Origin of the sequence: Nocardia sienata NBRC 100364, assembly GCF_001613205.1 — a bacterium.
Lineage (GTDB): Bacteria > Actinomycetota > Actinomycetes > Mycobacteriales > Mycobacteriaceae > Nocardia > Nocardia sienata.
In genome coordinates, this window is record NZ_BDBX01000005.1 from 243,955 (window position 1) to 267,840 (window position 23,886).

Consider the following 23,886-nt stretch of genomic DNA (forward strand, 5'->3'; position numbering starts at 1 on the left):
CTGCCCGGATGGACCCCGGGGCTCCGGCTCTTGCTGCGTCGGTGAAGGTCCTCATCGCCGGTGGTTTCGGCGTCGGCAAGACCACGATGGTGGCCTCGATCAGCGAGATCCCGCCGCTACGCACCGAGGAGATGATCACCGAACTCAGTACCGGTATCGATGATCTGTCCGGTGTCGAATCCAAGACCACCACGACCGTGGCGCTGGACTTCGGCCGGATCACCATCGACAAGGACCTGGTGCTGTATCTGTTCGGGACCCCCGGCCAGGATCGCTTCTGGTTCCTGTGGGATGAACTCGCCCGGGGCGCGCTCGGCGCGGTGGTGCTGGCCGATACCCGCCGGTTGGGGAATTCCTTCGCCGCCATCGACTATTTCGAGCGGCGCGGCCTGCCCTTCCTGATCGCGGTGAACTGTTTCGACGGTGCGCCGCGGTACACGATCGACGAGGTTCGTGACGCACTCGATCTCGACCCGTCCATCCCAGTGATGCTGTGCGACGCGCGCGACCGGGTCTCGGCCAAGAATGTGCTGCTCAGCTTGATCGAGCATCTCATCGAGCGGGCCACCCGCCCCAATCTCACCACCAAGTAGGCCGGCACGGGCGGAGCCGCACCGGCTCCGCCCGCCGAGGGTCAGGGTGCCAGCCGGCCCGCCGCGTGGAGCTCGTCGAACAGCAACTGATCCACCGGCGGCACCCGCGGCCGATCGGCGAAACCGAACCACGCGAGTTCGGCGATCTCACTGCTCGCGGCCAACGTCCCGTGATAATCCGCGCGGTAGCAGCTCATCCGGACCCGCGCGCCGTCGTCCGCCGCTTCGTAGACCCCCACCGGCTCGACCGTCTCCCGTACCAGCGTGACCGTCAGCTCCTCGGTGATCTCGCGCAGCAAGGTCTGCTCATCGGATTCGCCGGCTTCCCGCTTTCCGCCCGGGATATAGAACACGTTCTTGCCGCGCGGACGCGCACACAGGATTCGCCCGTCCACGATGAGGACCCAGGCGACCGTATCGATGAGTTTCCCTACCAGCTCGTCCGTCACGCGGTCAGCTTAGGCGCCCCGCCTTCGTCCCGAGCGCCCCGCAGACGTCCTCCGGTCCTCCGCGTCCACCTGCCGACTCTTCCACCGTCGCTGTTCCCGGCCCGGCTCGCAAGCCGATCTCGGCCAAGCTGCCACGCATCGCGCGGTCGCGGACGTACCATGCGAACGTGGCCGATGCGAATCCCCCCGCCGCGCTGCGGGTCCTGGTCTACAGCAACGACGCCGACACCCGGGGTCAGGTGATGCTGGCGCTCGGCCGCCGGCCGCATCCGGATCTACCGCCCCTGGAGTACCTCGAGGTGGCCACCGCCCCGGTGGTATTGGAGCGCATGGATGCCGGCGCGGCAGATCTGGCCGTACTGGACGGCGAGTCCGCGCCGGTGGGCGGGATGGGCCTGGCCAAGCAGCTCAAGGACGAAATCCGCGGGTGCCCGCCGCTGGTCGTGCTCACCGGGCGCGCCGACGATGCCTGGCTGGCGAACTGGTCGCGGGCCGAAGCCGTGGCTGCCCATCCGATCGACCCGCTGCGGCTCACCGAGATCGTGGTCGATCTGCTGCGTCGGCGCCCGGCTGCCTGAGCGGCTCATTACGTTCATTCGCTCATAAATCTCAGTCGCGAATTCGATCAAAGCGCTCCATGAATCCGCGTTCGTCCTGCCACGACAGTTGTAGGCTGTGCTGTAGCTCACATGAGCGCGGGAGATGAAATATAACCCGCGTCGACTGATCCTCCCCCAGCCCTGTGTCGAATCCGGGGACGATCCGGCGGCGTGGGGCATACCCATCCTCCGCCCGACCCCGTTCGCGGGACCCGGTGGCACAACCGCGGGGTTCCAGTTCGCAAGGAGGGGAAGCGCAGTCGTGAACACCGAACTGCCGATACTGGTCCTCGGCGCGGTCGCCGCCGCGTTCGCGGTGATCTCGATCCTGATCGCCGGCCTCATCGGCCCCAAACGCTACAACCGCGCCAAACTACAGGCCTACGAATGCGGTATCGAACCCACACCGCACGCAACGGCCGGAGGCGCGGGAAACATTACCGGACAACGGTTTCCGGTGAAGTACTACCTCACCGCGATGCTGTTCATCATCTTCGATATCGAGATCGTGTTCCTCTACCCGTGGGCGGTCCATATCGATGCGCTCGGGGTGTTCGGACTGGCCGCGATGGCACTGTTCATCGTCAATGTCTCGGTCGCCTACGCCTACGAATGGCGGCGCGGCGGCCTCAGCTGGGACTGAGCCGCGAACCTCCGATCAGCCGTACCGCGCCCGGCGCGGGCCGATATCCAGGGAGTAGTCGGACATGGGTTTGGAAGAGAAGCTGCCCAGTGGTTTCGTGCTCAGCACGGTCGAAGCCATGGCGGGGTACATGCGAAAGGGGTCGGTGTGGCCGGCCACCTTCGGTCTGGCCTGCTGCGCGATCGAGATGATGGCCACCGGCGGTGGCCGATTCGACTCGGCGCGTTTCGGCATGGAGGTCTTCCGTGCCTCACCGCGGCAGGCCGATCTGATGATCGTGGCCGGCCGGGTCAGCCAGAAGATGGCGCCGGTACTGCGTCAGGTCTACGACCAGATGACCGAACCGAAGTGGGTGCTGGCGATGGGGGTGTGCGCCTCCTCCGGCGGCATGTTCAACAACTACGCCATTGTGCAGGGCGTGGATCATGTGGTCCCTGTCGACATCTACCTACCGGGTTGCCCGCCGCGCCCGGAGATGCTGCTCAACGCCATCCTCGCGCTGCACGAGAAGATCCAGGCGACCCCGATGGGCGTGAACCGGGCCGAGGCGATCCGCGCCGCCGAGGCGGCGGCGCTGGCGGCCACCCCGACCATCCGGATGGAAGGTCTGCTGCGATGAGCACCGAGGGTCCGGGCTCCACCGACAGCCGCGCCGTGGAGCCCGAACAGCCGATAGGTCCCGAGGACGAGGTCATCGGGGTGCGCCGCGGGATGTTCGGAATCTCCGGCAGCGGCGACACCTCCGGCTACGGCCGCCTGGTCCACCGGGTCGCGCTACCCGGTGGCAGCCCGCCGCCCTACGGGAGCTATTTCGACACGGTGGTCGAGCTGCTGCGCGCGGCCCTGGCAGCCGGCGCCGGGTTCGATGCCGCGATCGAGAAGGTCGTGGTGGATCGCGGCGAACTCACCCTGCACGTCGACCGCGACCATCTGGTCGCGGTGGCGCGCGCACTGCGCGACGATCCCGCGCTGCGGTTCGAACTGTGCCTCGGGGTGAGCGGTGTGCACTACCCCGACGAATCCGGCCGTGAGCTTCGGGCGGTCTATCACCTGAACTCGATCACCCACGGGCGCCGGGTACGACTCGAGGTGTCCGCTCCGGACACCGACCCGCATATCCCGTCGCTGTATCGCGTGTATCCGACCTGCGACTGGCACGAACGGGAGACCTACGACTTCTTCGGAATCCTGTTCGACGGGCATCCCTCGCTGACCCGCATCACCATGCCCGACGACTGGCGCGGTCACCCGCAGCGCAAGGACTACCCGCTGGGCGGGATACCGGTCGAGTACAAGGGCGCGCGGATACCGCCGCCCGATGAGCGGAGGGCGTACAGCTGATGAGCGAGACCGATTACCGGCCCGGAGTCTCCGGCGGGCCGGACAGCGACGACTCCCGGACCGCCCACACGGCATCGGGCCGCAGCGGCGCGGACCGCACCGAGCGGGTACTGACGGTCGCCGGGCAGGACTGGGACGAGGTCGCCGACGCCCTGCGCGGCGCGGGTGAGGAACGCATCGTCGTCAATATGGGTCCCCAGCATCCGTCCACGCACGGGGTGTTGCGGCTCATCCTGGAGATCGAGGGCGAAACCGTGGTCGAGGCCCGGTGCGGTATCGGCTATCTGCACACCGGTATCGAGAAGAACCTCGAATTCCGCACCTGGGCCCAGGGCGTCACCTTCGTCACCCGGATGGACTATCTGTCCCCGTTCTTCAACGAGACCGCCTTCTGCCTCGGAGTGGAGCGGCTGCTGGGCATCACCGACGACATCCCCGAACGCGCCACCGTGATCCGGGTGATGCTGATGGAGCTCAACCGCATCTCCTCGCATCTGGTGGCGCTGGCGACCGGGGGTATGGAACTGGGCGCGCTGACCCCGATGCTGTTCGGCTTCCGTGAGCGCGAGCTGATCCTCGACGTCTTCGAGAACATCACCGGCCTGCGGATGAACCACGCGTTCATCCGGCCCGGCGGTATCGCCCAGGACCTGCCCGGCGACGCGGTCACCAAGGTTCGCGAACTGCTGGCGCTGATGCCGAAACGGCTGCGGGACATGGAGCATCTACTCACCCACAATCCGATCTTCAAGGCACGCACCCGCGATATCGGCTATCTCGATCTGACCGGCTGTATCGCACTCGGCGTCACCGGCCCGGTCCTGCGCTCCACCGGCCTACCGCACGATCTGCGCAAGGCCATGCCCTACTGCGGGTACGACACCTACGAATTCACCGTCCCCACCACCGACACCTGCGACTGCTACGGCCGCTACCTCATCCGGATCGAGGAGATGAAGCAGTCCCTGGCGATCGCGGAACAGTGCCTGGACCGATTGCGGCCGGGTCCGGTCATGGTGGCGGACAAGAAGATCGCCTGGCCTGCGGACCTGGAACTGGGCGCCGACGGGCTGGGCAATTCACCACAGCACATCGGCAAGATCATGGGGACCTCGATGGAGGGGCTCATCCACCACTTCAAGCTCGTCACCGAGGGGATCCGGGTGCCACCGGGGCAGGTCTACGCCGCGGTGGAGTCGCCGCGCGGCGAGCTCGGCGTCCATATGGTCAGCGACGGCGGCACGCGACCCTACCGCGTGCACTATCGCGATCCCTCCTTCACCAACCTGCAGGCCGTGGCCGCGATGTGCGAGGGCGGCATGGTCGCCGATGTGATCGCGGCCGTCGCCAGTATCGATCCGGTGATGGGCGGTGTGGACCGATGAGGGGCGATATCACCTCTGCCGAACGGCGCCTGCCGGTTCCGAGGAGGGTCATATGAGGCGAGACCTCCGCCCACGCCGCGGCCGCGGCGGACCGCACGCACCGGCTTCGAAGGAGAAGCGATGAGCGAGATCCTGTTGCGCCTGAGTGTTCGGCCGCAGCCCTACCCCGACGATGTCCGTGCCCGGCTGGAGCCGGACGCGAAAGAGATCATCGCCCGATACCCGCAGCCCCGCTCGGCGCTGCTACCGCTGCTCCATCTGGTGCAGTCGGAAGAGGGCTATGTCAGCAGTACCGGGATCGAGTTCTGCGCGGAGTTGCTCGGGCTCACCGGCGCCGAGGTGACCGCGGTCGCCACCTTCTATTCCATGTACCGGCGCACCCCCACCGGCGACTACCACGTGGGCGTCTGCACCAATACCCTGTGCGCAGTCCTCGGCGGCGATGCCATCCTCGCCGAACTACGCGAGCACCTGGGCCTCGCGCATGGCGAGACCACCGACGACGGTGCGATCACCCTCGAACACATCGAATGCAACGCGGCCTGCGATTACGCGCCGGTGATCATGGTGAACTGGGAGTTCTTCGACAACCAGACGCCGGAATCGGCCCGCGAACTGGTGGACGCACTCCGCGAGGGCCGTACCGTCACCCCGACCCGCGGCGCGCCGCTGTGTACCTTCCGGGATACCGCGCGGGTACTCGCCGGTTTCCCGGACACCCGGCCCGGCGTACTCGACGGAGAGCCGGGCACCCCGACGCTCACCGGCCTGGAGACCGCACGCGCCCAGGGTATGCGGGCCCCCGAGGTACCGGACGAGGACGGTGCCCGATGACCCTGACGCCCGTCCTCAGCAAGTACTGGGATCTGCCGAATTCCTGGACCCTCGACACCTACCGGGCCCACCAGGGGTACGAAGCGCTGCCGATCGCGCTCGGCATGACACCGGACCAGGTGATCACCACGGTCAAGGACGCCGGGCTTCGCGGCCGCGGCGGCGCCGGGTTCCCGACCGGTATGAAATGGGGTTTCATCCCGCAGGGCCCCGAACCCGACGGCTCCACCAAACCGCACTACCTGGTGGTGAACGCGGACGAGTCCGAACCGGGAACCTGCAAGGACATCCCGCTCATGCTCGCGGCGCCGCATTCGCTCATCGAGGGCGTGATCATCGCCGCCTATGCCATTCGCGCCGCGCACGCCTTCATCTATCTGCGCGGTGAGGTGGTGCCGGTACTGCGCCGGCTGCAGGCCGCGGTCGCCGACGCCTACGCCGCCGGGCTGCTGGGCCGCGATATCCTCGGCTCCGGCTACGACCTGGAGCTCACCGTGCACGCCGGCGCCGGCGCCTATATCTGCGGTGAGGAGACCGCCCTGCTGGATTCGCTGGAGGGCCGGCGTGGGCAGCCCCGGTTGCGCCCGCCGTTCCCGGCGGTCGCGGGTCTGTACGCCAGCCCCACCGTGGTGAACAATGTCGAATCCATCGCCAGTGTGCCGCCCATCATCCGTAACGGCCCCGCCTGGTTCCGCTCCATGGGTAGCGAGAAGTCCCCGGGTTTCACGCTGTACTCGCTGTCCGGTCATATCGCCCGGCCCGGCCAGTACGAGGCGCCGCTCGGCATCACCCTGCGCGAACTGCTCGGGTACGCGGGCGGGGTCCGCGCGGGCCGGTCGCTGAAGTTCTGGACGCCCGGCGGTTCCTCGACCCCGCTGTTCACCGCCGAACATCTCGATGTGCCCTTGGATTACGAGAATGTGATGGCGCAGGGGTCGATGCTGGGCACCAAGGCATTGCAGATCTTCGACGACACCACCTGTGTGGTCCGTGCGGTACTGCGCTGGACCGAGTTCTACGCCCACGAGTCCTGCGGTAAGTGCACCCCGTGCCGGGAGGGCACGTACTGGCTGGTCCAGCTGCTCACCCGGCTCGAGGCGGGCGAGGGCACACCCACCGACCTGGACAAACTCCTGGATATCGCCGACAACATCAACGGCAAGTCCTTCTGCGCGCTCGGTGACGGCGCGGCCAGCCCCATCGTGTCCTCGCTGAAGTATTTCCGCGACGAATACCTCGCGCATATGACGCGCGGCGGCTGCCCGTTCGATCCCGCCCGCGCGACTGCCTGGGCCGGATCCGCGGCCGGAGAGGGGATCCGATGACCGCCACCGTCCGTACCGATTCCGCAGATCTGCAGCCTGCCGATCTGGTCACCGTCACGATCGATGGCATCACCGTTGGCGTCCCGGCCGGCACCCTGCTCATCCGCGCCGCCGAACTGATCGGTATCCAGATCCCCCGGTTCTGCGACCATCCGCTGCTCGCCCCGGTCGGCGCCTGCCGGCAGTGCCTGGTGGAGGTCGAGGGCCAGCGTAAACCCGTGGCCTCCTGCACCATGACGGTCACCGAGGGCATGGTGGCGCACACCCAGCTCGATTCCGCGGTCGCGGAGAAAGCGCAGCAGGGTGTGATGGAACTGCTGCTGATCAACCATCCGCTGGACTGCCCGGTCTGCGACAAGGGCGGGGAATGCCCGCTGCAGAACCAGGCCATGTCCACCGGCCGGGCGGAAAGCCGCTTCGAAGGGGAGAAGCGCAAGTATCCCAAACCGATTCCCCTGTCGACCGCGGTCCTGCTCGATCGTGAACGGTGCGTGTTGTGCGCGCGCTGTACCCGTTTCTCCCAGCAGATCGCCGGGGACCCGTTCATCGAACTGCTCGACCGCGGCGCGCTCCAGCAGGTCGGCACCGCCGCGCACGAGCCACTCGATTCGTACTTCTCCGGTAACACCGTGCAGATCTGCCCGGTCGGTGCCCTCACCGGTACCAGTTACCGGTTCCGGGCCCGCCCGTTCGACCTGGTCTCCAGCCCGAATGTCTGTGAGCACTGCGCCTCCGGTTGCGCCCAGCGCACCGACCACCGGCGCGGGAAGGTCCTGCGCCGCCTGGCCGGCGACGATCCCGAGGTCAACGAGGAATGGAACTGCGACAAGGGGCGCTGGGCGTTCGCCTACACCGGAGAACGCGATCGGATCACCGGTCCGCTGCTGCGCGGCGCCGACGGGACGCTGGCACCGTGCTCGTGGTCCGAGGCACTCGCGGCCGCCGCGCGCGGTCTGCGCGCCGGCGTGGGTAACGCGGCGGTACTGCCCGGCGGCCGGATCACCGAGGAGGAGGCGTACGCGTACGCCAAATTCGCCCGGACGGTACTGGGCACCAACGATATCGACTTCCGGGCCCGCGCCCAGACGGCGGAGGAAGCGGAATTCCTGGGCGCCTGGGTCGCCGGGCACACCGGCACCGTCACCTACGACAGTCTGGAGAAGGCCCCCGTCGTACTCCTGGCCGGCTTCGAACCGGAGGAGGAATCGCCCATCGTCTACCTGCGGCTGCGCAAGGCGGCCCGGACCCGCGGGGTGCCGGTGTTCTCGATCGCCGCCTATGCCTCGCGCGGCCTGGAACGGATGTCGGGCACTCTCGTCCCGGCGGTCCCCGGCAGCGAGGCCCGGCTCCTCACCGAGCTGATCGAACCCGGCGCCGAGTCCGGCCCGGCCCGGCTGCTGCGGGAACCCGGCGCGGTCATCCTGGTCGGCGAACGGCTGGCGACCGCCCCCGGTGCGCTGTCGGCGGCGGTCCGGCTCGCCGCCGATACCGGCGCCGCGCTCGCCTGGGTGCCGCGGCGAGCCGGTGAACGCGGCGCGGTGGAGGCCGGCGCACTGCCCGGCCTGCTTCCGGGTGGCCGGCCCGTCACCGACGCCGAGGCCCGGCGGCAGGTGGCCGAGATCTGGGGTGCCACCGATCTTCCCGACTCCCCCGGCCGCGATACCGCGGCGGTTCTCGACGGCACCGCGACGGTGGGCACCCTGGTGGTCGGTGGTATCGAACTCGCCGACCTGCCCGATCCCGCCGCGGCGCGGGCCACCCTGCAGGCCGCCGATTTCGTGATCTCGCTGGAACAGCGGCACAGCACGGTTACCGCGTACGCCGACGTCGTGTTCCCGGTGGCCACGGCGATGGAGAAATCCGGCACCTTCCGCACCTGGGAGGGCCGTCCCCGTCCGTTCACCGCGGCGCTCACCGACAGCACGGTGCGCCGCACCGCCGCGCCGCTGTCCGATCTACGGGTGCTGCACAGTCTGGCGGCGGAAGTGGGGGTGGCGCTCGGGCTCCCCGATACCGCCGCCGCGCGCGCCGAACTCGACCGTCTCGGTCCCTGGACCGGGGCCACGGTCGCGCCCCCCGCACGGCCGGCCGCGCCGCCTGCCCGCCCGGAACCCGGTACCGCGGTGCTGGCCAGCTGGCGCATGCTACTGGACCGCGGCCGGATGCAGGACGGTGAAGCGAATCTGGCCGGTATCGCGCGGCCGCCGGTGGCGAGGTTGTCGGCGGTGACCGCGGCGGAAGTGGGAGTCGCCGACGGGGAACCGATCACGGTGATCACCCCGCACGGCGCCGTGACCCTGCCGCTGGCCGTCACCGAGATGCCGGACCGGGTGGTATGGCTGCCCATGAACTCACCCGGGTGCTCGATCCACACCGATCTCGGCGCCCGACCGGGCGACGTCGTGACCCTACGACGCGCCGACCAGCGGACGGAGGCATCCGACCATGACTGATCTGTCCCTCTTCGGTCACGACCCGCTGTGGCTGGTCGCCGCCAAAGCCGTCGCCATTTTCGTATTCCTGCTGCTGACCGTGCTGTTCGGGGTGCTGGTCGAGCGCAAGGTCGTGGCCTGGATGCAGATGCGGGTCGGACCCAACCGTGTGGGGCCCAAGGGGTTGCTGCAGAGCGCCGCCGACGGCGTGAAGATGGCGTTCAAGGAAGATATCGTCCCCGCGATCGTCGACAAACCCATTTTCGTACTCGCGCCGATCATTTCCGTCGTCTCGGCCGTCCTGGCCTTCGCCGTGATCCCGTTCGGGCCGGAGGTCTCGATCCTGGGGCAGCGGACCGCCCTGCAGCTCACCGATCTACACGTCGGTGTTCTCTATATTCTCGCGGTCACCTCGATCGGTGTGTACGGGATCGTGCTGGCCGGCTGGGCCTCGGGCTCCACCTATCCGCTGCTGGGCGGGTTGCGTTCCACCGCGCAGGTGATCTCCTACGAGATCTCCATGGCGCTCTGCTTCGGGGCGGTGTTCCTGCTCGGCGGCACCATGGCGACCTCCGGCATCATCGCCGCCCAGCAGCCCACCTGGTATGTGTTCCTGCTGCTGCCGTCGTTCCTCATCTACTGCATCTCCATGGTCGGGGAGACCAACCGGGCCCCGTTCGACCTGCCAGAGGCCGAGGGCGAACTCGTCGGCGGTTTCCACACCGAGTACTCCTCGCTGAAGTTCGCGATGTTCATGCTCGCCGAATACGTGAACATGGCCACGGTCTCGGCGCTGGCGACCACCATGTTCCTCGGCGGCTGGCGCGCCCCGTTCCCGATCAACCTCTGGGAGGGCGCGAATTCGGGCTGGTGGCCGCTGCTGTGGTTCACCGCCAAGGTCTGGATGTTCCTGTTCGTGTTCATCTGGCTGCGCGGGACGCTGCCGCGGCTGCGCTACGACCAGTTCATGAAACTGGGCTGGAAACTGCTCATCCCGACCTCGCTGGCCTGGGTGATGGTGGTGGCCACCGCCCGGGTCCTCGATCTCGAGGGATATCGCGTGCGCACACCGATTCTGGTGATCGGTGGCCTGCTCCTCGCCGGGCTCCTGATCGGGTTGTTCCTCCGGGCCGGGAACGCCCCCGCCACCGCGCCGGAGTTCGGTCCCGAGGACGATCTACCGGCGGGCAACGCTGCACCGGGCGTGCCGGCCGGCAGCCAGGTCTTCCTGGGCTTCCCCACGCCGCCGCTGCCGGAGCGGACCTCGACCATCGCCTCGTCCCCCGGGCTGCTCGAACCGCTGGCGGGTTTCGCGGTCACCGCGCTCACCATGTTCAAGAAGCCCAATACCGAGTTCTATCCCGAGGAGAAGGTCCCCACCGCACCGCGCTATCACGGACGCCACCAGCTCAACCGGCATCCCGACGGGCTGGAGAAGTGCATCGGCTGCGAGCTGTGCGCCTGGGCGTGCCCGGCCGACGCGATCTACGTCGAAGGCGCCGACAACACCGAGGAGGAGCGCTTCTCCCCCGGCGAACGCTACGGGCGGGTCTACCAGATCAACTATCTGCGCTGTATCGGCTGCGGCCTGTGCATCGAGGCATGCCCGACCCGGGCGCTGACAATGACCAACGAGTACGAACTCACCGACGACAACCGCGCCGATCTCATCTACGAGAAGGACCGGTTGCTCGCCCCGCTGGCCCCGGAGATGCAGGCCCCGCCGCACGCGATGCAGCCGGGCAGCACCGAGGCCGACTACTACCTCGGCCGGGTGGGTCCCGCGCCGCAGCGGCCCACCGCCGATACCGCGCCGGGAGGTAACCGATGAACGGCACCGGAACGGCCCTGCTGGCCGCCGCCCCGCTGACCGACGCCGGAACCGGTGAAACGGTGCAGTTCTGGATCCTGGCCCCGCTGGCGGTGCTGGGTGCGCTCGGTATGGTCTTCGCGGCCAAGGCCGTGCACTCGGCGATCTGCCTGGCGGCCACCATGATCACGCTGGCGGTGTTCTATATCGCCCAGGACGCGCTGTTCCTCGGAGTCGTGCAGATCGTGGTGTACACCGGCGCGGTCATGATGCTGTTCCTGTTCGTCCTGATGCTGGTCGGGGTCGATTCGGCGGAATCACTGCGGGAGACGCTGCGCGGGCAGCGGATCGCCGCCGGGGTCGTCGGCGTCGGTTTCGGGGTTCTGCTGTGCACGGGTATCGCGCACGGGGTCCGTAATTCCGGAGTCCAATTCCCCGCCACCGGTTTCCCGGGACGTGATGTGATCGGTGCCCTGGCCGAACTGATCTTCGTCCGTTACGTCTGGGCCTTCGAACTCACCGGCGCGCTGCTGATCGCGGCCACCATCGGTGCCATGCTGCTGGCCCACCGGGAGAGGTTCGGCCCGAAACTCGGCCAGCGGGAACTGTCACGCCGACGGTTCCGCGATGCCGGGCACCGGCCCACTCCGCTGCCCACCCCCGGTGTCTACGCCCGGCACAACGCCGTGGACATCCCGGCGCGGCTACCGGACGGATCCTTCGAGGAGCTTTCGGTCTCGACCATTCTGCGGCACCGCCGCACCCAGGCGCTCACCGACGCGGCGGTGCTCTCGGTCGGCTCTTCGCCGGTCACCGGATCCGCTGACACCGGCACCGCCCGCCCGGCCGACGAGGAAGGTATCCGGTGAATCCCGAGAACTATCTGTTCCTGTCCGCGCTACTGTTCACCATCGGCGCCGCGGGCGTGCTGCTGCGGCGGAACGCGATCATCGTCTTCATGTGCATCGAGCTCATGCTCAATGCGGTGAATCTCGCGTTCGTCACCTTCGCGCGGATGCACGCGAACCTCGACGGTCAGGTCTTCGCCTTCTTCACCATGGTGGTCGCCGCGGCCGAGGTCGTGGTCGGTCTGGCCATCATCGTCACCATTTTCCGCGCCCGCCGCTCGACCTCGGTCGACGACGCCAACCTGCTGAAGTTCTGACGTGTTCGGGTCGAGCGCGGAGGCGGTAGCGCAGTGTAACCACGCAGCGCTCCCGAGCATGTCGAAAGGACACTGACGTGGATACCGCAACGCTGTGGCTGCTGCCCGCTCTGCCCCTGGCCGGCGCCGCCGTACTGCTGCTCACCGGGCGTCGCGCCGACGCATGGGGTCATCTGCTCGCCACCGTGACCGCGCTGGCCTCCTTCGTAGTGGCGGTAATCGCCTTCGCCGGGATGCTCGGCCGTGCCGGCGCCGATCGCGCGGTGACACTGGATCTGTTCAGCTGGGTGCCGATCGCCGAGCTCCAGGTCGACTTCGGGCTCGCCCTGGACCAGCTGTCCATCTGTTTCGCCCTACTCATCACCGGCGTCGGCTCGCTCATCCATATCTACTCCGTCGGATATATGAGCCACGATCCCGGCCGCCGCCGGTTCTTCGCCTACCTGAACCTGTTCCTCGCGGCCATGCTGCTACTGGTGCTGGCGAACAACTATCTGGTGCTGTACCTGGGCTGGGAGGGCGTCGGTCTGGCCTCGTATCTGCTGATCGGGTTCTGGTACCACAAGCCGTCGGCGGCCACGGCCGCCAAGAAGGCGTTCGTGGTCAACCGGGTCGGTGATATGGGCCTGGCGATCGCCATGATGATCATGTTCGCCACCTTCGGGTCCCTCGATTTCGGTGCGGTGTTCGGCGCGGCCCCTGGGGCGAGCGACGCCACACTCACCGCCGTCGGCCTGTTCCTGCTGCTGGCAGCCTGCGGTAAATCCGCCCAGGTACCACTGCAATCGTGGCTCGGCGATGCCATGGAGGGCCCCACCCCGGTGTCGGCGCTCATCCACGCCGCCACCATGGTCACCGCGGGTGTGTACCTGATCGCCCGCTCGAACCCGCTCTACGATCTCGCCCCCACCGCCCGGGTCGCGGTGGTGGTGGTCGGCGCGGTGACCCTGCTGTTCGGCGCGATCATCGGGTGCGCCAAGGACGACATCAAGAAGGCGCTGGCCGCCTCCACCATGAGCCAGATCGGCTATATGGTGCTGGCCGTCGGCCTCGGTCCCGCGGGATACGCGGTGGCCATCATGCATCTGCTGACCCACGGCTTCTTCAAGGCGGGCCTGTTCCTCGGGGCGGGTTCGGTCATGCACGCCATGGACGACGAAACCGATATGCGGCGCTACGGCGGATTGCGCACCCTGCTACCGATCACCTACATCACCTTCGGTCTCGGATATCTCGCCATCATCGGTGTGCCGCCGTTCGCCGGGTTCTTCTCCAAGGACCGCATCATCGAAGCGGCCTTCGCCGCCGAAGGCGCCGCCGGTCCGATCCTGGGGACCGTCACCCTGCTGGGCGCCGGACTCACCGCCTTCTATATGACGCGGGTGATGCTCCTGACCTTCTTCGGCGAACGCCGCTGGAAGCCCGATACCCATCCGCACGAATCCCCCGCTGTGATGACGGGTCCGATGATCCTACTGGCGCTCGGTTCGGTCGGCGCCGGAGCGGTTTTCGTCTGGGGGTCTTCGCTGCAGAACTGGCTGGCCCCGGTCGTCGGCGAGCACCACGGTGAACCGATTCTGCCGGTTCCGGTCATCACCGGGCTCGCCCTCGCGGTGGTCGCGGCGGGCGTGGCGGTCGCCTACCGGCAGTACGGGCGCAGCGCGGTGCCCGACAGCGCACCGCAGGAGGTGACCGCGCTGACCGTGGCCGCGCGGCGCGATCTCTACGGCGACGCCGTCAACGAGGCCGCCTTCATGCGGCCCGGCCGTCACCTGACCCGCGCCCTGGTCTTCCTCGACAACCGCGGTATCGACGGTCTGGTCAACGGCACCGCCGCCCTCATCGGCGGTCTGTCCGCGCGGGCCCGCCGGGTCCAGACCGGTTTCGTTCGTTCCTATGCCCTGTCCATGTTCGCCGGCGCGGCCCTGGTGGCCGCAGCCCTGCTGGCCGTGAGGATCTGGTGAGCGCCGTGCCCTGGTTGTCCGTGCTCTGGCTGTTGCCCGTGGTGGGCGCGGCGGTCGTACTCCTGCTGCCGGCCGCGCAGCGACTACTGGCCCGCTGGGTCGGCCTGGTGTTCACCGTGGCCACCTTCGGTGTGGCGCTGGGGGTGGCGATGGCCTTCCAACCCGGCGGCGAGCAGTTCCAGTTCGTCGAATCCCACACCTGGATACCGGCGTTCGGCGCCGGATACACCCTCGGCGTGGACGGGATCGCGCTGGTCCTGGTGCTGCTCACCGCCGGGCTGGTCCCACTGCTGGTCATCGCCGGCTGGCACGACGACCGCGAGGTCGGCACCGGGAAACGGGTGGCCCACACCTATATCGCGCTCACCCTCCTGGTGGAGGCGATGGTGCTGGTGTCCTTCCTGTCCCTGGACATTCTGCTGTTCTACGTGTTCTTCGAGGCCATGCTGATCCCGATGTACTTCCTCATCGGTGGTTTCGGGCCACGCACCGACGATGCGCAGGTCCGGCAGCAGCGTTCCCGCGCCGCGGTGAAGTTCCTGCTGTACAACCTGTTCGGCGGCCTGATCATGCTCGCCGCGGTGATCGGCCTCTATGTACTCACCGTCCAGCAGGACCTCGGCGCGGACGGTGCCGGAACCTTCGACCTGCGCACAGTGGTCGCAGCCGCCAACTCCGGCCAGCTCGGTGCCGGACCGGCGGTGCTCAACGCCCTGTTCCTCGGTTTCATGTTCGCGTTCGCGGTCAAGGCGCCGCTGTGGCCGCTGCACACCTGGCTGCCGGACGCCGCCGTCTCCGCGACCCCGGCGAGTGCGGTGCTGATGATGGCGGTGGTCGACAAGGTCGGCACCTTCGGCATGCTGCGCTACTGTCTGCTGCTGTTCCCCGCAGCGGTCGACACCTACGCGCCGCTGGTGATCACGCTGGCCGTGATCGGCATCCTCTACGGCGCACTGCTGGCCATCGGCCAGACCGATGTGATGCGTCTGATCGCCTACACCTCCATCTCGCACTTCGGCTTCATCGTGCTCGGTATCTTCGCCATGACCAGCCAGGCCCAGACCGGCGCGACTCTGTACATGGTCAATCACGGACTGTCCACAGCGGCTCTGTTCCTGGTGGCAGGTTTCCTGGTGTCGCGGCGCGGCAGTCGGCTCATCGCCGATTACGGCGGAGTACAGAAGGTGGCGCCGGTGCTGGCCGGAACATTCTTCATCGCCGGCCTGGCGACGCTCTCGCTGCCCGGGCTCGCGCCGTTCGTCAGCGAATTCCTGGTCTTGATAGGCACTTTCAGCAGATATGAGGTGGCCGCGGTGGTCGCCGCCGCCGCGCTGGTCCTCGCGGCCGTCTATGTGCTGTGGCTGTACCAGCGGATGATGACGGGTCCGGTGGCCGAGGGCAGCGAACGGATCCGGGATCTGGTGCCGCGCGAGCTCGTGGTCGTGGTGCCGCTGCTCGGCGCCCTGATCTTCTTCGGTGTCTATCCGAAACCGGTGCTGGATTTCATCGACCCCGCGGTGAACCAGACCCTCACCACGGTCGGCAGTGTCGATCCCGCACCGCCGGTCCCGGCCCGGCCGGAAGCGGCGAACCCCGGAGGTGTGCATCATGAGCGCTGAGCTGTCCGCCGGTACGGTCCTGGCCGCGGCCGTACCGGCGCCGAGTATCGAATACCACGTGCTGGCGCCGATCCTCATCGTGTTCGGCGCGGCGGTGGTGGGTGTGCTGGTGGACGCGTTCTTCCCACGCCCGTGGCGGTACCCCGCGCAGCTGGTGCTGACTCTGGCGGCCCTGGGGGCCGCGCTGGTCGCCGTGTTGCTGCTGTCCGGGACCGCGACGACGGCCGCGGTCGGCGCGGTCGCGGTCGACGGGGTCACTCTTTTCCTTCAGGGCACTCTGCTGATCGTCGGCATCCTGTCGGTGCTGTTCGTCGCCGAACGCGGGCCGCTGCCCCGGCCGCGCTCCGGGCCGGGTACCTGGACTCGCGCCGCCGCGACCGCCGACTACGGGATGGACGCGTTCACTCCGCAGGCCTCCGCCGTCCCGGGCAGCGGGGCCGAGCGGTCGGCCGCGACCGCGGGGATCACGCCCACCGAGGTCTTCCCGCTGTTACTGCTGGCCCTGGGCGGCCTGCTGCTGTTCCCCGCCGCCAACGATCTGCTCACCATGTTCGTCGCGCTGGAGGTACTCTCCCTGCCGCTGTACCTGCTGTGCGGGCTGGCCCGGCGGCGCCGGCTGCTCTCGCAGGAGGCAGCGCTGAAGTACTTCCTGCTGGGCGCGTTCTCCTCGGCCTTCTTCCTGTACGGGGTCGCGCTGCTCTACGGCCAGACCGGTACGGTCCGCCTCGCCGGAATCGCCGACGCGCTCGCCGCCGAGACCGGCGCGCCCACCCTGGCGCTGCTGGGCGTGGCGATGCTGGCCGTGGGTCTGCTGTTCAAGGTCGGCGCGGTGCCGTTCCAGGCGTGGGTGCCCGATGTGTACCAGGGCGCACCGACGCCGATCACCGCGTTCATGGCTGCGGCGACCAAGATCGCCGCGCTGGGCGCCCTGCTGCGCGTGCTGTCGGTGGGTGTCGTGGAGATCGCCGACGACTGGCGGCCGGTACTGGCGGCCGTCGCGGTGGCCACCATGGTGGTCGGGGCGGTGCTGGCGATCACGCAGACCGATATGAAGCGGATGCTCGCCTATTCGTCCATCGCGCATACCGGGTTCCTGCTCACCGCACTGGTCGCCGCCGACGACCGCGGGATCGCCGCGACCCTCTTCTACCTTTTCATCTACGGCCTGGGCACCCTGGGCGCCTTCGCGATCGTGAGCATGGTGCGCGAAGCCGACGGGACGGAGGCGACGGCGCTGTCGCGCTGGGCCGGGCTCGGCCGCCGCGCCCCGTGGCTCGCCACCCTGTTCGCGCTGCTGCTGCTGTCGTTCGCCGGTATCCCGATCACCGCGGGTTTCGTGGCGAAATTCGCGGTGTTCCAGGCCGCCGCCGGCAGCGACGCCGGTCTGCTGGTGATCGTCGGCGTGTTGGCCAGCGCTATCGCCGCGTTCTTCTATATCCGGGTGATCGTGCTGATGTTCTTCACCGAGCCGCCCGCCGACCCACCCGAGATCGTCGGTCCGCCCGCCGCGACCACGGTGGCGGGCATCGCGGCGGTGACCACCCTGATCTTCGGCATCATTCCGCAACCCCTGCTGGATCTCGCCGATCGCGCCGGGGAGTTCGTGCGGTAGACCGGAGCGGCCCGCCTCAGGGTTCCGGACCGCACAGCTTCCGGACCGCCGAGTGCTCGACCGGGGACAACCCCGCCGACCATGCGTTGATCTCGGAACCAGGGCGGATTCGGTTTGGCCCCCGGCGGCGGGGCCTCCCACACCGACGCGTAGATCACCGACCACAGACAGTGGTAGTTGCGTCACCGTCGCGGTTTCCGCGCTACGCAGACCGCGCTGCGGCCGTTCGTCTCGTCGATCCAGTCCTGCGCAGTGCCGTCGGCGACAAGGATGTGTTCGGTCTCGACGGTCTGCGCGACGACGCTGTCGATACAGCGCTGCAGCAGCTCGGGTGACCCGGGGAAGTACGGAGTCACGATCACGGAGGACACGAACCACCCGCCTCCGACCGCGAGGTCACCGTACCCGCCCACCGTGACGGCGGCGGAGTATCGCCCGCTGTCCAGGCGGCGCTCGGCTGTGGGGATACGCACACTTCACATTTGTTGATTAGCGCAAGCAACAAACTTATAGTTGATTAGCGAAAGCAACTAATCAGGTCTGGAGCACGCATGGGAGTCCCCCCCGACACAGCACAGGGCATTCTCGACGAACTGTTCCTCATCAGTCGAGCGCTTCGCCGGTCCCTGGCACAACCCGAGGAGGGCCGGCTGCTGCCGGGCGGGATCAGCGTCCTGGTCAACCTGGAATCGGCCGGTTCGTGCCGCCAGGTCGATCTCGCCACCCAGATAGGTATCAGCGCCTCGGCGATGAGCCGGCACATCACCGAACTGGTCGCCGACGGTTACGTCCTGCGCAATACCGATCCCAGTGACGGGCGCGCCATCCGCGTCGAGGTCTCCCCCGCCGGCCAGGAACTTCTTGCCCGGATCCGGGAATCGCGGGTCCGGGGCCTACAGGAAGTCCTGGCCGACTGGACCGTGGACGACGCCGAGCACGCCCACCAGATCCTGCACATACTCCGGAACCGACTCATCGCCCGGGACAGTCGCCACGCCGCGACCGATAGCCAGAAACATCCGCACAGCTCACCGTCCACGGACACGCAGCGCAGCGTCACCGAAGAACACGAGCCGGAATCGAAAGAGAGTCAGGAAATAGATGTCTAGTCCCGTCGAGGCGGTGACGCGGCGAGACCCTTACGCGATGAGCCACCGTGAGGTTCTCGAATCGCTCACCGGGTTACTGGCCGCACTGTTCACCGCGCTGCTCAGTACCACGATCGTGGCGACCGCGCTGCCCACGATCATCGGCGATCTGCAGGCTTCGCAGACCGCCTACGCATGGGTGATCACCAGCGCGCTGCTGGCCAACGCCGCCTCCACCCCCATCTGGGGCAAACTCGCCGACCTCTTCAACAAGAAGGTTCTGGTCCAGACGGCCATCGTCATCTTCGTGGCAGGCTCGGTCCTCGCCGGTTTCGCCCACGATGTCACGCTGCTGCTGACCGCCCGCGTCGTCCAGGGCATCGGCATGGGCGGTCTGACCGCACTCGTCGTCGCCATCATCGGCAGTATCGTCGCGCCGCGGGAACGAGGCCGGTACTCCGGCTATATGGGCGCGGTGATGGCGGTTTCCATGTCGGGCGGCCCCATACTCGGTGGCGTCATCGTGGACAGCCCGCTCGGCTGGCGCTGGTGCTTCTTCGTCTGCGTACCACTCGCACTGATCGCGTTGTTCCTGCTGCAGCGCACGCTGCGGCTGCCCACCGAGCGCAAGGACGATGTGTCCATCGACTGGCTCGGTGCCGCCCTGATGACCGCCGGTGTCTCGATTCTGCTGATCTGGGTCTCCTTCGCGGGGAAGGCCGGCTACTACGAGTGGTTCTCCCGGGAATCGCTGCTGTACGTGGGGGCGGGCGTGGCGCTGCTCGCGGCGACCGTCTGGGTGGAGGCCCGCGCGAAGTCGCCGATCGTGCCACTGCGGATCGTCACCGAGCACACCACCGGCCTGGCGATCATCGCGTCCATCGCGGTGGGAATCGGAATGTTCGGCGCGACGACCTTCCTCGGTCAGTACTTCCAGACCTCGCGCGGCTATTCGCCGACGATCGCCGGCATCCTGACGATTCCGATGGTCGCGGGCACGCTCGTCGCCTCGGTTGTCTCCGGTCAGTTGATCACCCGGTTCGGCAAATGGAAAGGGTTCGTCGTCGGTGGCGCCACCTTGCTGGTGTTCGGCTTCGCGCTGCTCTCCGCGCTCGATCACGAAACCGACCTCTGGCTGGTCAGCGCATACATCGCGGTGGTGGGCCTGGGCGTCGGCATGATGATGCAGAACCTGGTACTGGCCGTGCAGAACACGGTGAGCGTGCACGATATCGGCGCGGCCTCCAGCAATGTCGCCTTCTTCCGCACCTTCGGTGGCGCCATCGGGGTCTCGGTGCTGGGTTCGGTTCTGGCAAACCGCGTCGGTGAGCTCTCGGCCCAGGGGTTCGCCCGGCTGGGCATCCAGACCTCCTCGGGTGATGGCAGCAACCTGGACCTGGACAGCCTGCCCACACCGATCGCCACCATCGTGCGCGCGTCCTACGGCGACGCGACCGGCCGGATCTTCCTGATCGCCGCGGTCGCGGCGGTGGTCGCGCTCCTGGCGACCACGCTGCTGCCGAACCGGCCGCTGCGCCGCACGATCGATATCGACCCCGAGCTCGATCCGATGGGTTCCGCTGACCTGGCAAACCGGGTCGGTGAGGTGGAATCCGGCGAATCCGCCCGCCGGGAACCCGCGCTGCAGAGCTGAGCAGGTAGCGCTCCCGCTCAGGCCCCGGGTATCACCGCGATACCCGGGGCCTTTCGCATATTCGGAACGCCGGCGCCGGATTCCCACCGGCACTGCGGTTCTCCGCCGGCCGAACAGCCCGACGATAATCTACGACCAGGCGTAGTATCGACGCGTGCCAGCCTCCGGACCCACTCCCGCGCACCTGCGCGGCGCGTTCGTGGGCGCCGCGTCGGGGACGGTGAGTGTCGCCGCCCACGCGGCCGGTGGCGGTGTTGTCACGCTCGGATTTTCGGCGACCGCCCTGCTGCTCGCCGGGTGCGCGCTCGCCGGGGCGCTGGCGTTCTCACTGCGCCCGGGACACGGGCCGGTGCCGTTGATGGCGCTGCTGGCTCTGGGCCAGACGGCCGGGCACAGCGCGCTCGCCACGGCACCGGAGCACCAGCACGCCGCGGCGCCGAGCGCCCCGATGCTGGCGGCGCATCTGCTGGCGATCCCAGTGGGCGCCATACTCATTCACACCGCGGAACGCGCCCTGCGCCACGCGGTTTCGCGGTTGAGGAAAGCGCTACGCGAACACACCTTCCGCGGTTTCTCGTTCCCGCACGCGGTGGCTGTCGCGGAGTCGGATCACCGGGCGGCCCGGCGCCCACTCCTGTCCTCGGGACCCGGGACCCGCGGGCCGCCACTGCTGCCCGGCTAGTTCTCGTCATCCACAACACACCGGCCCGTATCGGCAGACCGGTGCGCGGACACCCACGCGTCGACAGGTCCGTCCCACTGCCTCGCACCGGTTGCGTCCCATCGCGCCAGGCACCGGATATCGCCGGTGTGCGCCGACCACCACCAGCGGCACCGGACTGCGGCCGCGTCGGCACATCCCATCCTCGATCGGAGTAGACCCATGCCATTTCATCCTCCGGCGTCCCGTGCGGACGCCGTCTCCTTCCGCGTCCTGCGCGCGCTCACCGCCGCCACCGCAGCTCCACTACTGCTCCTCGGCTGTTCGTCCGCAAGCGACGATCCGACCACCGCCGCCGAGTCGGTGACGATCACCGATCAGTGGGCCAAAGCCGCCGGCAGCGGCATGTCGGCCGCATTCGGCGAACTGCACAATGCCGGCGACCGAGAGGTCACCGTGGTCGCGGCGAGCAGCCCGGTCTCCGCCACCGTCGAATTGCACGAGGTCGCCACCGACAGCGGCGGAACTCCGTTCATGCGACCCAAGGCAGGCGGCTTCGTCATCCCGGCGCGCGGGGAACTGAGCCTGGTACCGGGCGGGGAGCACATCATGTTCATCGGCCTGCACGGTGCGCTGCGCACCGGAACCGATGCGCCGGTCACACTGACCTTCTCGGACGGATCCACCACCACGTTCACCGCGCAGGTGCGTGACTTCTCCGGTAACCAGGAGGACTACCGGCCCGACGGCGGGGCCCAACCGCCCGCGCACAGTGACTGAACACGCCCGCCCCGGGGTGGCCCGGCGTCGCTTTCTCGGCGGCAGCGCCGCCGGTGCGGTGGGGTTCGGGATGGGCGCGGCGGTATTCGCCGAGGCGCGCGAGTCCGGCGCCGGAGCTGCGGCGACCGAACCGTTCCACGGCATCCACCAGGCCGGGATCGCGACGCCACCCCAGACCCGGGGCGCATTCGTGGCCATGGACCTGCGCCCCGGGACCGCGCGCGAGGATATCGTGGGGGCCCTGCGGATCTGGACCGGCGACGCCGCTCGCCTCACCCAGGGCCGGCCCGCCCTGGCCGATACCGAACCGGAACTGGCGGCGCGTCCGGCCCGGCTCACTGTCACGATCGGTCTGGGCGCCACGGTGTTCGAACGCTATGGGCTCGACGCGCGGCGCCCGCCCTGGCTGGCGCCGTTACCGCCGTTCCCCATCGACCGGCTCGACCCCGCCTACTGCGGCGGGGACCTGCTGTTGCAGGTGTGCGCCGAGGAATCGACGACGGTATCGCACGCGGTGCGGGTGTTGTGCCGGAGCGTACGCTCACTGATGTCGGTGCGTTGGGTGCAACGCGGCTTCCGGGACGGGCCACCGGGCACCACACCCCGGAATCTGATGGGGCAACTCGACGGCACCGCCAATATCGCGGCCGGTCCCGATTTCGACAGGCTGGTCTGGGACGACGGGTCCGCCCAACCCTGGCTGGCCGGGGGCACATCGCTGGTGTTGCGCCGGATAGCGATGGCACTGGACACCTGGGACGAAATCGATCCCCGCGCCCGGGAGTTCACCGTCGGCCGCACTCTGGGCACCGGCGCACCGCTGACCGGCACGGACGAATTCGACGAACCGGATTTCACCGCGGTGGACGCGAACGGGATCACGGTGATTCCACCGTCGTCGCATATCGCGCGCGCCCATCACCGGCACGACGGTGAACGGTTCTTCCGGCGCGCCTACAACTACGACGACGCCCCGGAACCGGGTGCGATCTCGAACTCGGGCCTGCTCTTCGCCGCCTACCAGCGCGATGTGCTGACCCAGTTCCTGCCGGTCCAGCAGCGGCTGGCCGAATTCGACGCACTGAACGTCTGGACGACTCCGATCGGCTCGGCGGTCTTCGCCGTGCCGCCCGGAGCTCGCGGCGCCGACGAGTACATCGGCCAGACTCTGTTCGAATCGTAACCACGCGGCCGATGCCGGTGCATGTCACCGGCATCGGCCGCCCGGATCAGGTCCAGAGCACCGCGATCAGCACATTCACGATCGCCAGGCCGCCCGCCGCGTCCGGCATCCACGCGGGGTCCTTACCGCGTTTGGCGTCGGCCCGGCCCATTTCGGCGAAGGCGGCCACCAGCACGGAGATCACGAGCTTCACCCCGATCTTCACCATGTTCAGGTCTTTGTCCAAGGAGGTCAGCGACTCCGCCAAGCCGACCAGCACGATCCCGGTGATGAGCTGTGCCCGGGCGCCCCAGACCATCACCTCGTTCACGGTGGGCCGACCGGCGGCATATCCGCCGACCACCGCTGCCATACCGAGCAGATGGGTGACGACCACTACGTTGTAGACGATTTCAGACACGTTCACGTTGCATGATCCTGCCAAATACTGTGTCAGTGGGGCATTCGGGCACCGCTGCAGTTGGTGGGTCCCTCGCGGAGAACCCACTCGGGAGTCACCATGCCTGAGGACATCGTCCAGCCGGTCGTGGTGCCGTCGACTCGGCGGGCGGGCCTTGCCGATGAAAGGGGCGCACAGCGGTGGTGGCGCCACCGATTCCCTTACTCGAGCCGCACGGACTTCGGCGTGGGGTCCATATCGGGAGGGGAAACCGACCACTACGCCCACGCACTACACCGGCAACGAGCCCTGCCCATCCGATGGCGTGGGTCGACATCGACCACAGGAATCCGCCTGCGGAAACCGACTG

General features: G+C 68.3%; 23 protein-coding genes. 20 read left to right on the forward strand and 3 right to left on the reverse strand.

The features are described 5' to 3' along the window. The first annotated feature begins 8 nt into the window (after window positions 1-8). Window positions 9-593, forward strand: coding sequence for a GTP-binding protein (locus NS4_RS06735; RefSeq protein ID WP_036512093.1), 585 nt, complete (start codon window positions 9-11; stop codon window positions 591-593). Window positions 594-634: 41 nt separating this feature from the next. Here NS4_RS06735 and NS4_RS06740 read toward each other — a convergent pair whose 3' ends face one another. After that, window positions 635-1,042: an NUDIX hydrolase gene (locus NS4_RS06740; protein WP_084486929.1), complete on the reverse strand. Its 408-nt coding sequence runs from the start codon at window positions 1,040-1,042 to the stop codon at window positions 635-637. A 167-nt stretch (window positions 1,043-1,209) separates the two neighbouring features. On the opposite strand from NS4_RS06740, the gene NS4_RS06745 reads away from it, so the two are divergent. From NS4_RS06745 to nuoN, 14 genes are all read left to right on the forward strand, one after another. Then, entirely contained in the window at window positions 1,210-1,620 is a 411-nt protein-coding gene (locus NS4_RS06745; RefSeq protein WP_063058612.1) for an Rv3143 family two-component system response regulator, read from the forward strand. A gap of 283 nt (window positions 1,621-1,903) precedes the next feature. Further along, window positions 1,904-2,284: an NADH-quinone oxidoreductase subunit A gene (locus tag NS4_RS06750; protein WP_030519467.1), complete on the forward strand. Its 381-nt coding sequence runs from the start codon at window positions 1,904-1,906 to the stop codon at window positions 2,282-2,284. Window positions 2,285-2,348: 64 nt separating this feature from the next. After that, window positions 2,349-2,903, forward strand: a complete 555-nt coding sequence (locus NS4_RS06755) for a NuoB/complex I 20 kDa subunit family protein (RefSeq protein WP_063058613.1) — start codon at window positions 2,349-2,351, stop codon at window positions 2,901-2,903. Next, window positions 2,900-3,625: an NADH-quinone oxidoreductase subunit C gene (locus tag NS4_RS06760; RefSeq protein ID WP_063058614.1), complete on the forward strand. Its 726-nt coding sequence runs from the start codon at window positions 2,900-2,902 to the stop codon at window positions 3,623-3,625. The genes NS4_RS06755 and NS4_RS06760 overlap by 4 nt, the downstream gene beginning before the upstream one ends. Further along, complete coding sequence (locus tag NS4_RS06765) at window positions 3,625-5,010, forward strand: NADH-quinone oxidoreductase subunit D (protein ID WP_084486931.1); 1,386 nt, start codon at window positions 3,625-3,627, stop codon at window positions 5,008-5,010. Before NS4_RS06760 ends, NS4_RS06765 begins: the two co-directional genes overlap by 1 nt. 120 nt (window positions 5,011-5,130) lie before the next feature. Next, entirely contained in the window at window positions 5,131-5,844 is a 714-nt protein-coding gene (gene nuoE, locus NS4_RS06770) for an NADH-quinone oxidoreductase subunit NuoE (RefSeq protein WP_063058615.1), read from the forward strand. Then, window positions 5,841-7,169, forward strand: coding sequence for an NADH-quinone oxidoreductase subunit NuoF (gene nuoF, locus NS4_RS06775; RefSeq protein WP_063058616.1), 1,329 nt, complete (start codon window positions 5,841-5,843; stop codon window positions 7,167-7,169). The genes nuoE and nuoF overlap by 4 nt, the downstream gene beginning before the upstream one ends. Continuing rightward, on the forward strand, window positions 7,166-9,622 hold the full coding sequence (locus NS4_RS06780) for an NADH-quinone oxidoreductase subunit G (RefSeq protein ID WP_063058617.1): 2,457 nt from the start codon (window positions 7,166-7,168) through the stop codon (window positions 9,620-9,622). Before nuoF ends, NS4_RS06780 begins: the two co-directional genes overlap by 4 nt. Further along, the gene (gene nuoH / locus NS4_RS06785) at window positions 9,615-11,432 is read left to right on the forward strand and encodes an NADH-quinone oxidoreductase subunit NuoH (protein WP_063058618.1); all 1,818 of its coding nucleotides are present in this window, start codon (window positions 9,615-9,617) and stop codon (window positions 11,430-11,432) included. The genes NS4_RS06780 and nuoH overlap by 8 nt, the downstream gene beginning before the upstream one ends. Beyond that, a complete protein-coding gene (locus NS4_RS06790) occupies window positions 11,429-12,280 on the forward strand; it encodes an NADH-quinone oxidoreductase subunit J (protein WP_063058619.1) in 852 nt (283 codons plus the stop codon). The genes nuoH and NS4_RS06790 overlap by 4 nt, the downstream gene beginning before the upstream one ends. After that, window positions 12,277-12,576, forward strand: a complete 300-nt coding sequence (gene nuoK / locus NS4_RS06795) for an NADH-quinone oxidoreductase subunit NuoK (RefSeq protein WP_030519458.1) — start codon at window positions 12,277-12,279, stop codon at window positions 12,574-12,576. The genes NS4_RS06790 and nuoK overlap by 4 nt, the downstream gene beginning before the upstream one ends. 77 nt (window positions 12,577-12,653) lie before the next feature. Then, entirely contained in the window at window positions 12,654-14,540 is a 1,887-nt protein-coding gene (gene nuoL / locus NS4_RS06800; RefSeq protein ID WP_063058620.1) for an NADH-quinone oxidoreductase subunit L, read from the forward strand. Beyond that, window positions 14,537-16,159, forward strand: a complete 1,623-nt coding sequence (locus NS4_RS06805; protein WP_063058621.1) for an NADH-quinone oxidoreductase subunit M — start codon at window positions 14,537-14,539, stop codon at window positions 16,157-16,159. Before nuoL ends, NS4_RS06805 begins: the two co-directional genes overlap by 4 nt. Further along, complete coding sequence (gene nuoN / locus NS4_RS06810) at window positions 16,149-17,771, forward strand: NADH-quinone oxidoreductase subunit NuoN (RefSeq protein ID WP_063058622.1); 1,623 nt, start codon at window positions 16,149-16,151, stop codon at window positions 17,769-17,771. Before NS4_RS06805 ends, nuoN begins: the two co-directional genes overlap by 11 nt. A 182-nt stretch (window positions 17,772-17,953) precedes the next feature. Here nuoN and NS4_RS06815 read toward each other — a convergent pair whose 3' ends face one another. Continuing rightward, window positions 17,954-18,244, reverse strand: coding sequence for a hypothetical protein (locus NS4_RS06815; protein WP_063058623.1), 291 nt, complete (start codon window positions 18,242-18,244; stop codon window positions 17,954-17,956). A 78-nt stretch (window positions 18,245-18,322) separates the two neighbouring features. Between NS4_RS06815 and NS4_RS06820 the strand changes: the two genes are divergently transcribed. The 5 genes from NS4_RS06820 (at window position 18,323) to NS4_RS06840 (ending at window position 23,137) form a co-directional block, all read left to right on the forward strand. Then, entirely contained in the window at window positions 18,323-18,880 is a 558-nt protein-coding gene (locus tag NS4_RS06820; protein ID WP_084486933.1) for a MarR family winged helix-turn-helix transcriptional regulator, read from the forward strand. A 37-nt stretch (window positions 18,881-18,917) separates the two neighbouring features. Then, entirely contained in the window at window positions 18,918-20,513 is a 1,596-nt protein-coding gene (locus NS4_RS06825) for an MDR family MFS transporter (protein WP_063058624.1), read from the forward strand. Window positions 20,514-20,667: 154 nt separating this feature from the next. Beyond that, a complete protein-coding gene (locus tag NS4_RS06830) occupies window positions 20,668-21,195 on the forward strand; it encodes a hypothetical protein (RefSeq protein WP_245665132.1) in 528 nt (175 codons plus the stop codon). Window positions 21,196-21,447: 252 nt separating this feature from the next. Then, the gene (locus tag NS4_RS06835) at window positions 21,448-21,954 is read left to right on the forward strand and encodes a copper chaperone PCu(A)C (protein ID WP_063058679.1); all 507 of its coding nucleotides are present in this window, start codon (window positions 21,448-21,450) and stop codon (window positions 21,952-21,954) included. Beyond that, window positions 21,947-23,137 (forward strand): Dyp-type peroxidase, encoded by a 1,191-nt coding sequence (locus NS4_RS06840; protein WP_439955762.1) that lies wholly within the window; start codon window positions 21,947-21,949, stop codon window positions 23,135-23,137. The genes NS4_RS06835 and NS4_RS06840 overlap by 8 nt, the downstream gene beginning before the upstream one ends. Window positions 23,138-23,183: 46 nt before the next feature. Here NS4_RS06840 and NS4_RS06845 read toward each other — a convergent pair whose 3' ends face one another. Continuing rightward, window positions 23,184-23,489 (reverse strand): hypothetical protein, encoded by a 306-nt coding sequence (locus tag NS4_RS06845; RefSeq protein WP_063058681.1) that lies wholly within the window; start codon window positions 23,487-23,489, stop codon window positions 23,184-23,186. Window positions 23,490-23,886 lie beyond the last annotated feature (397 nt).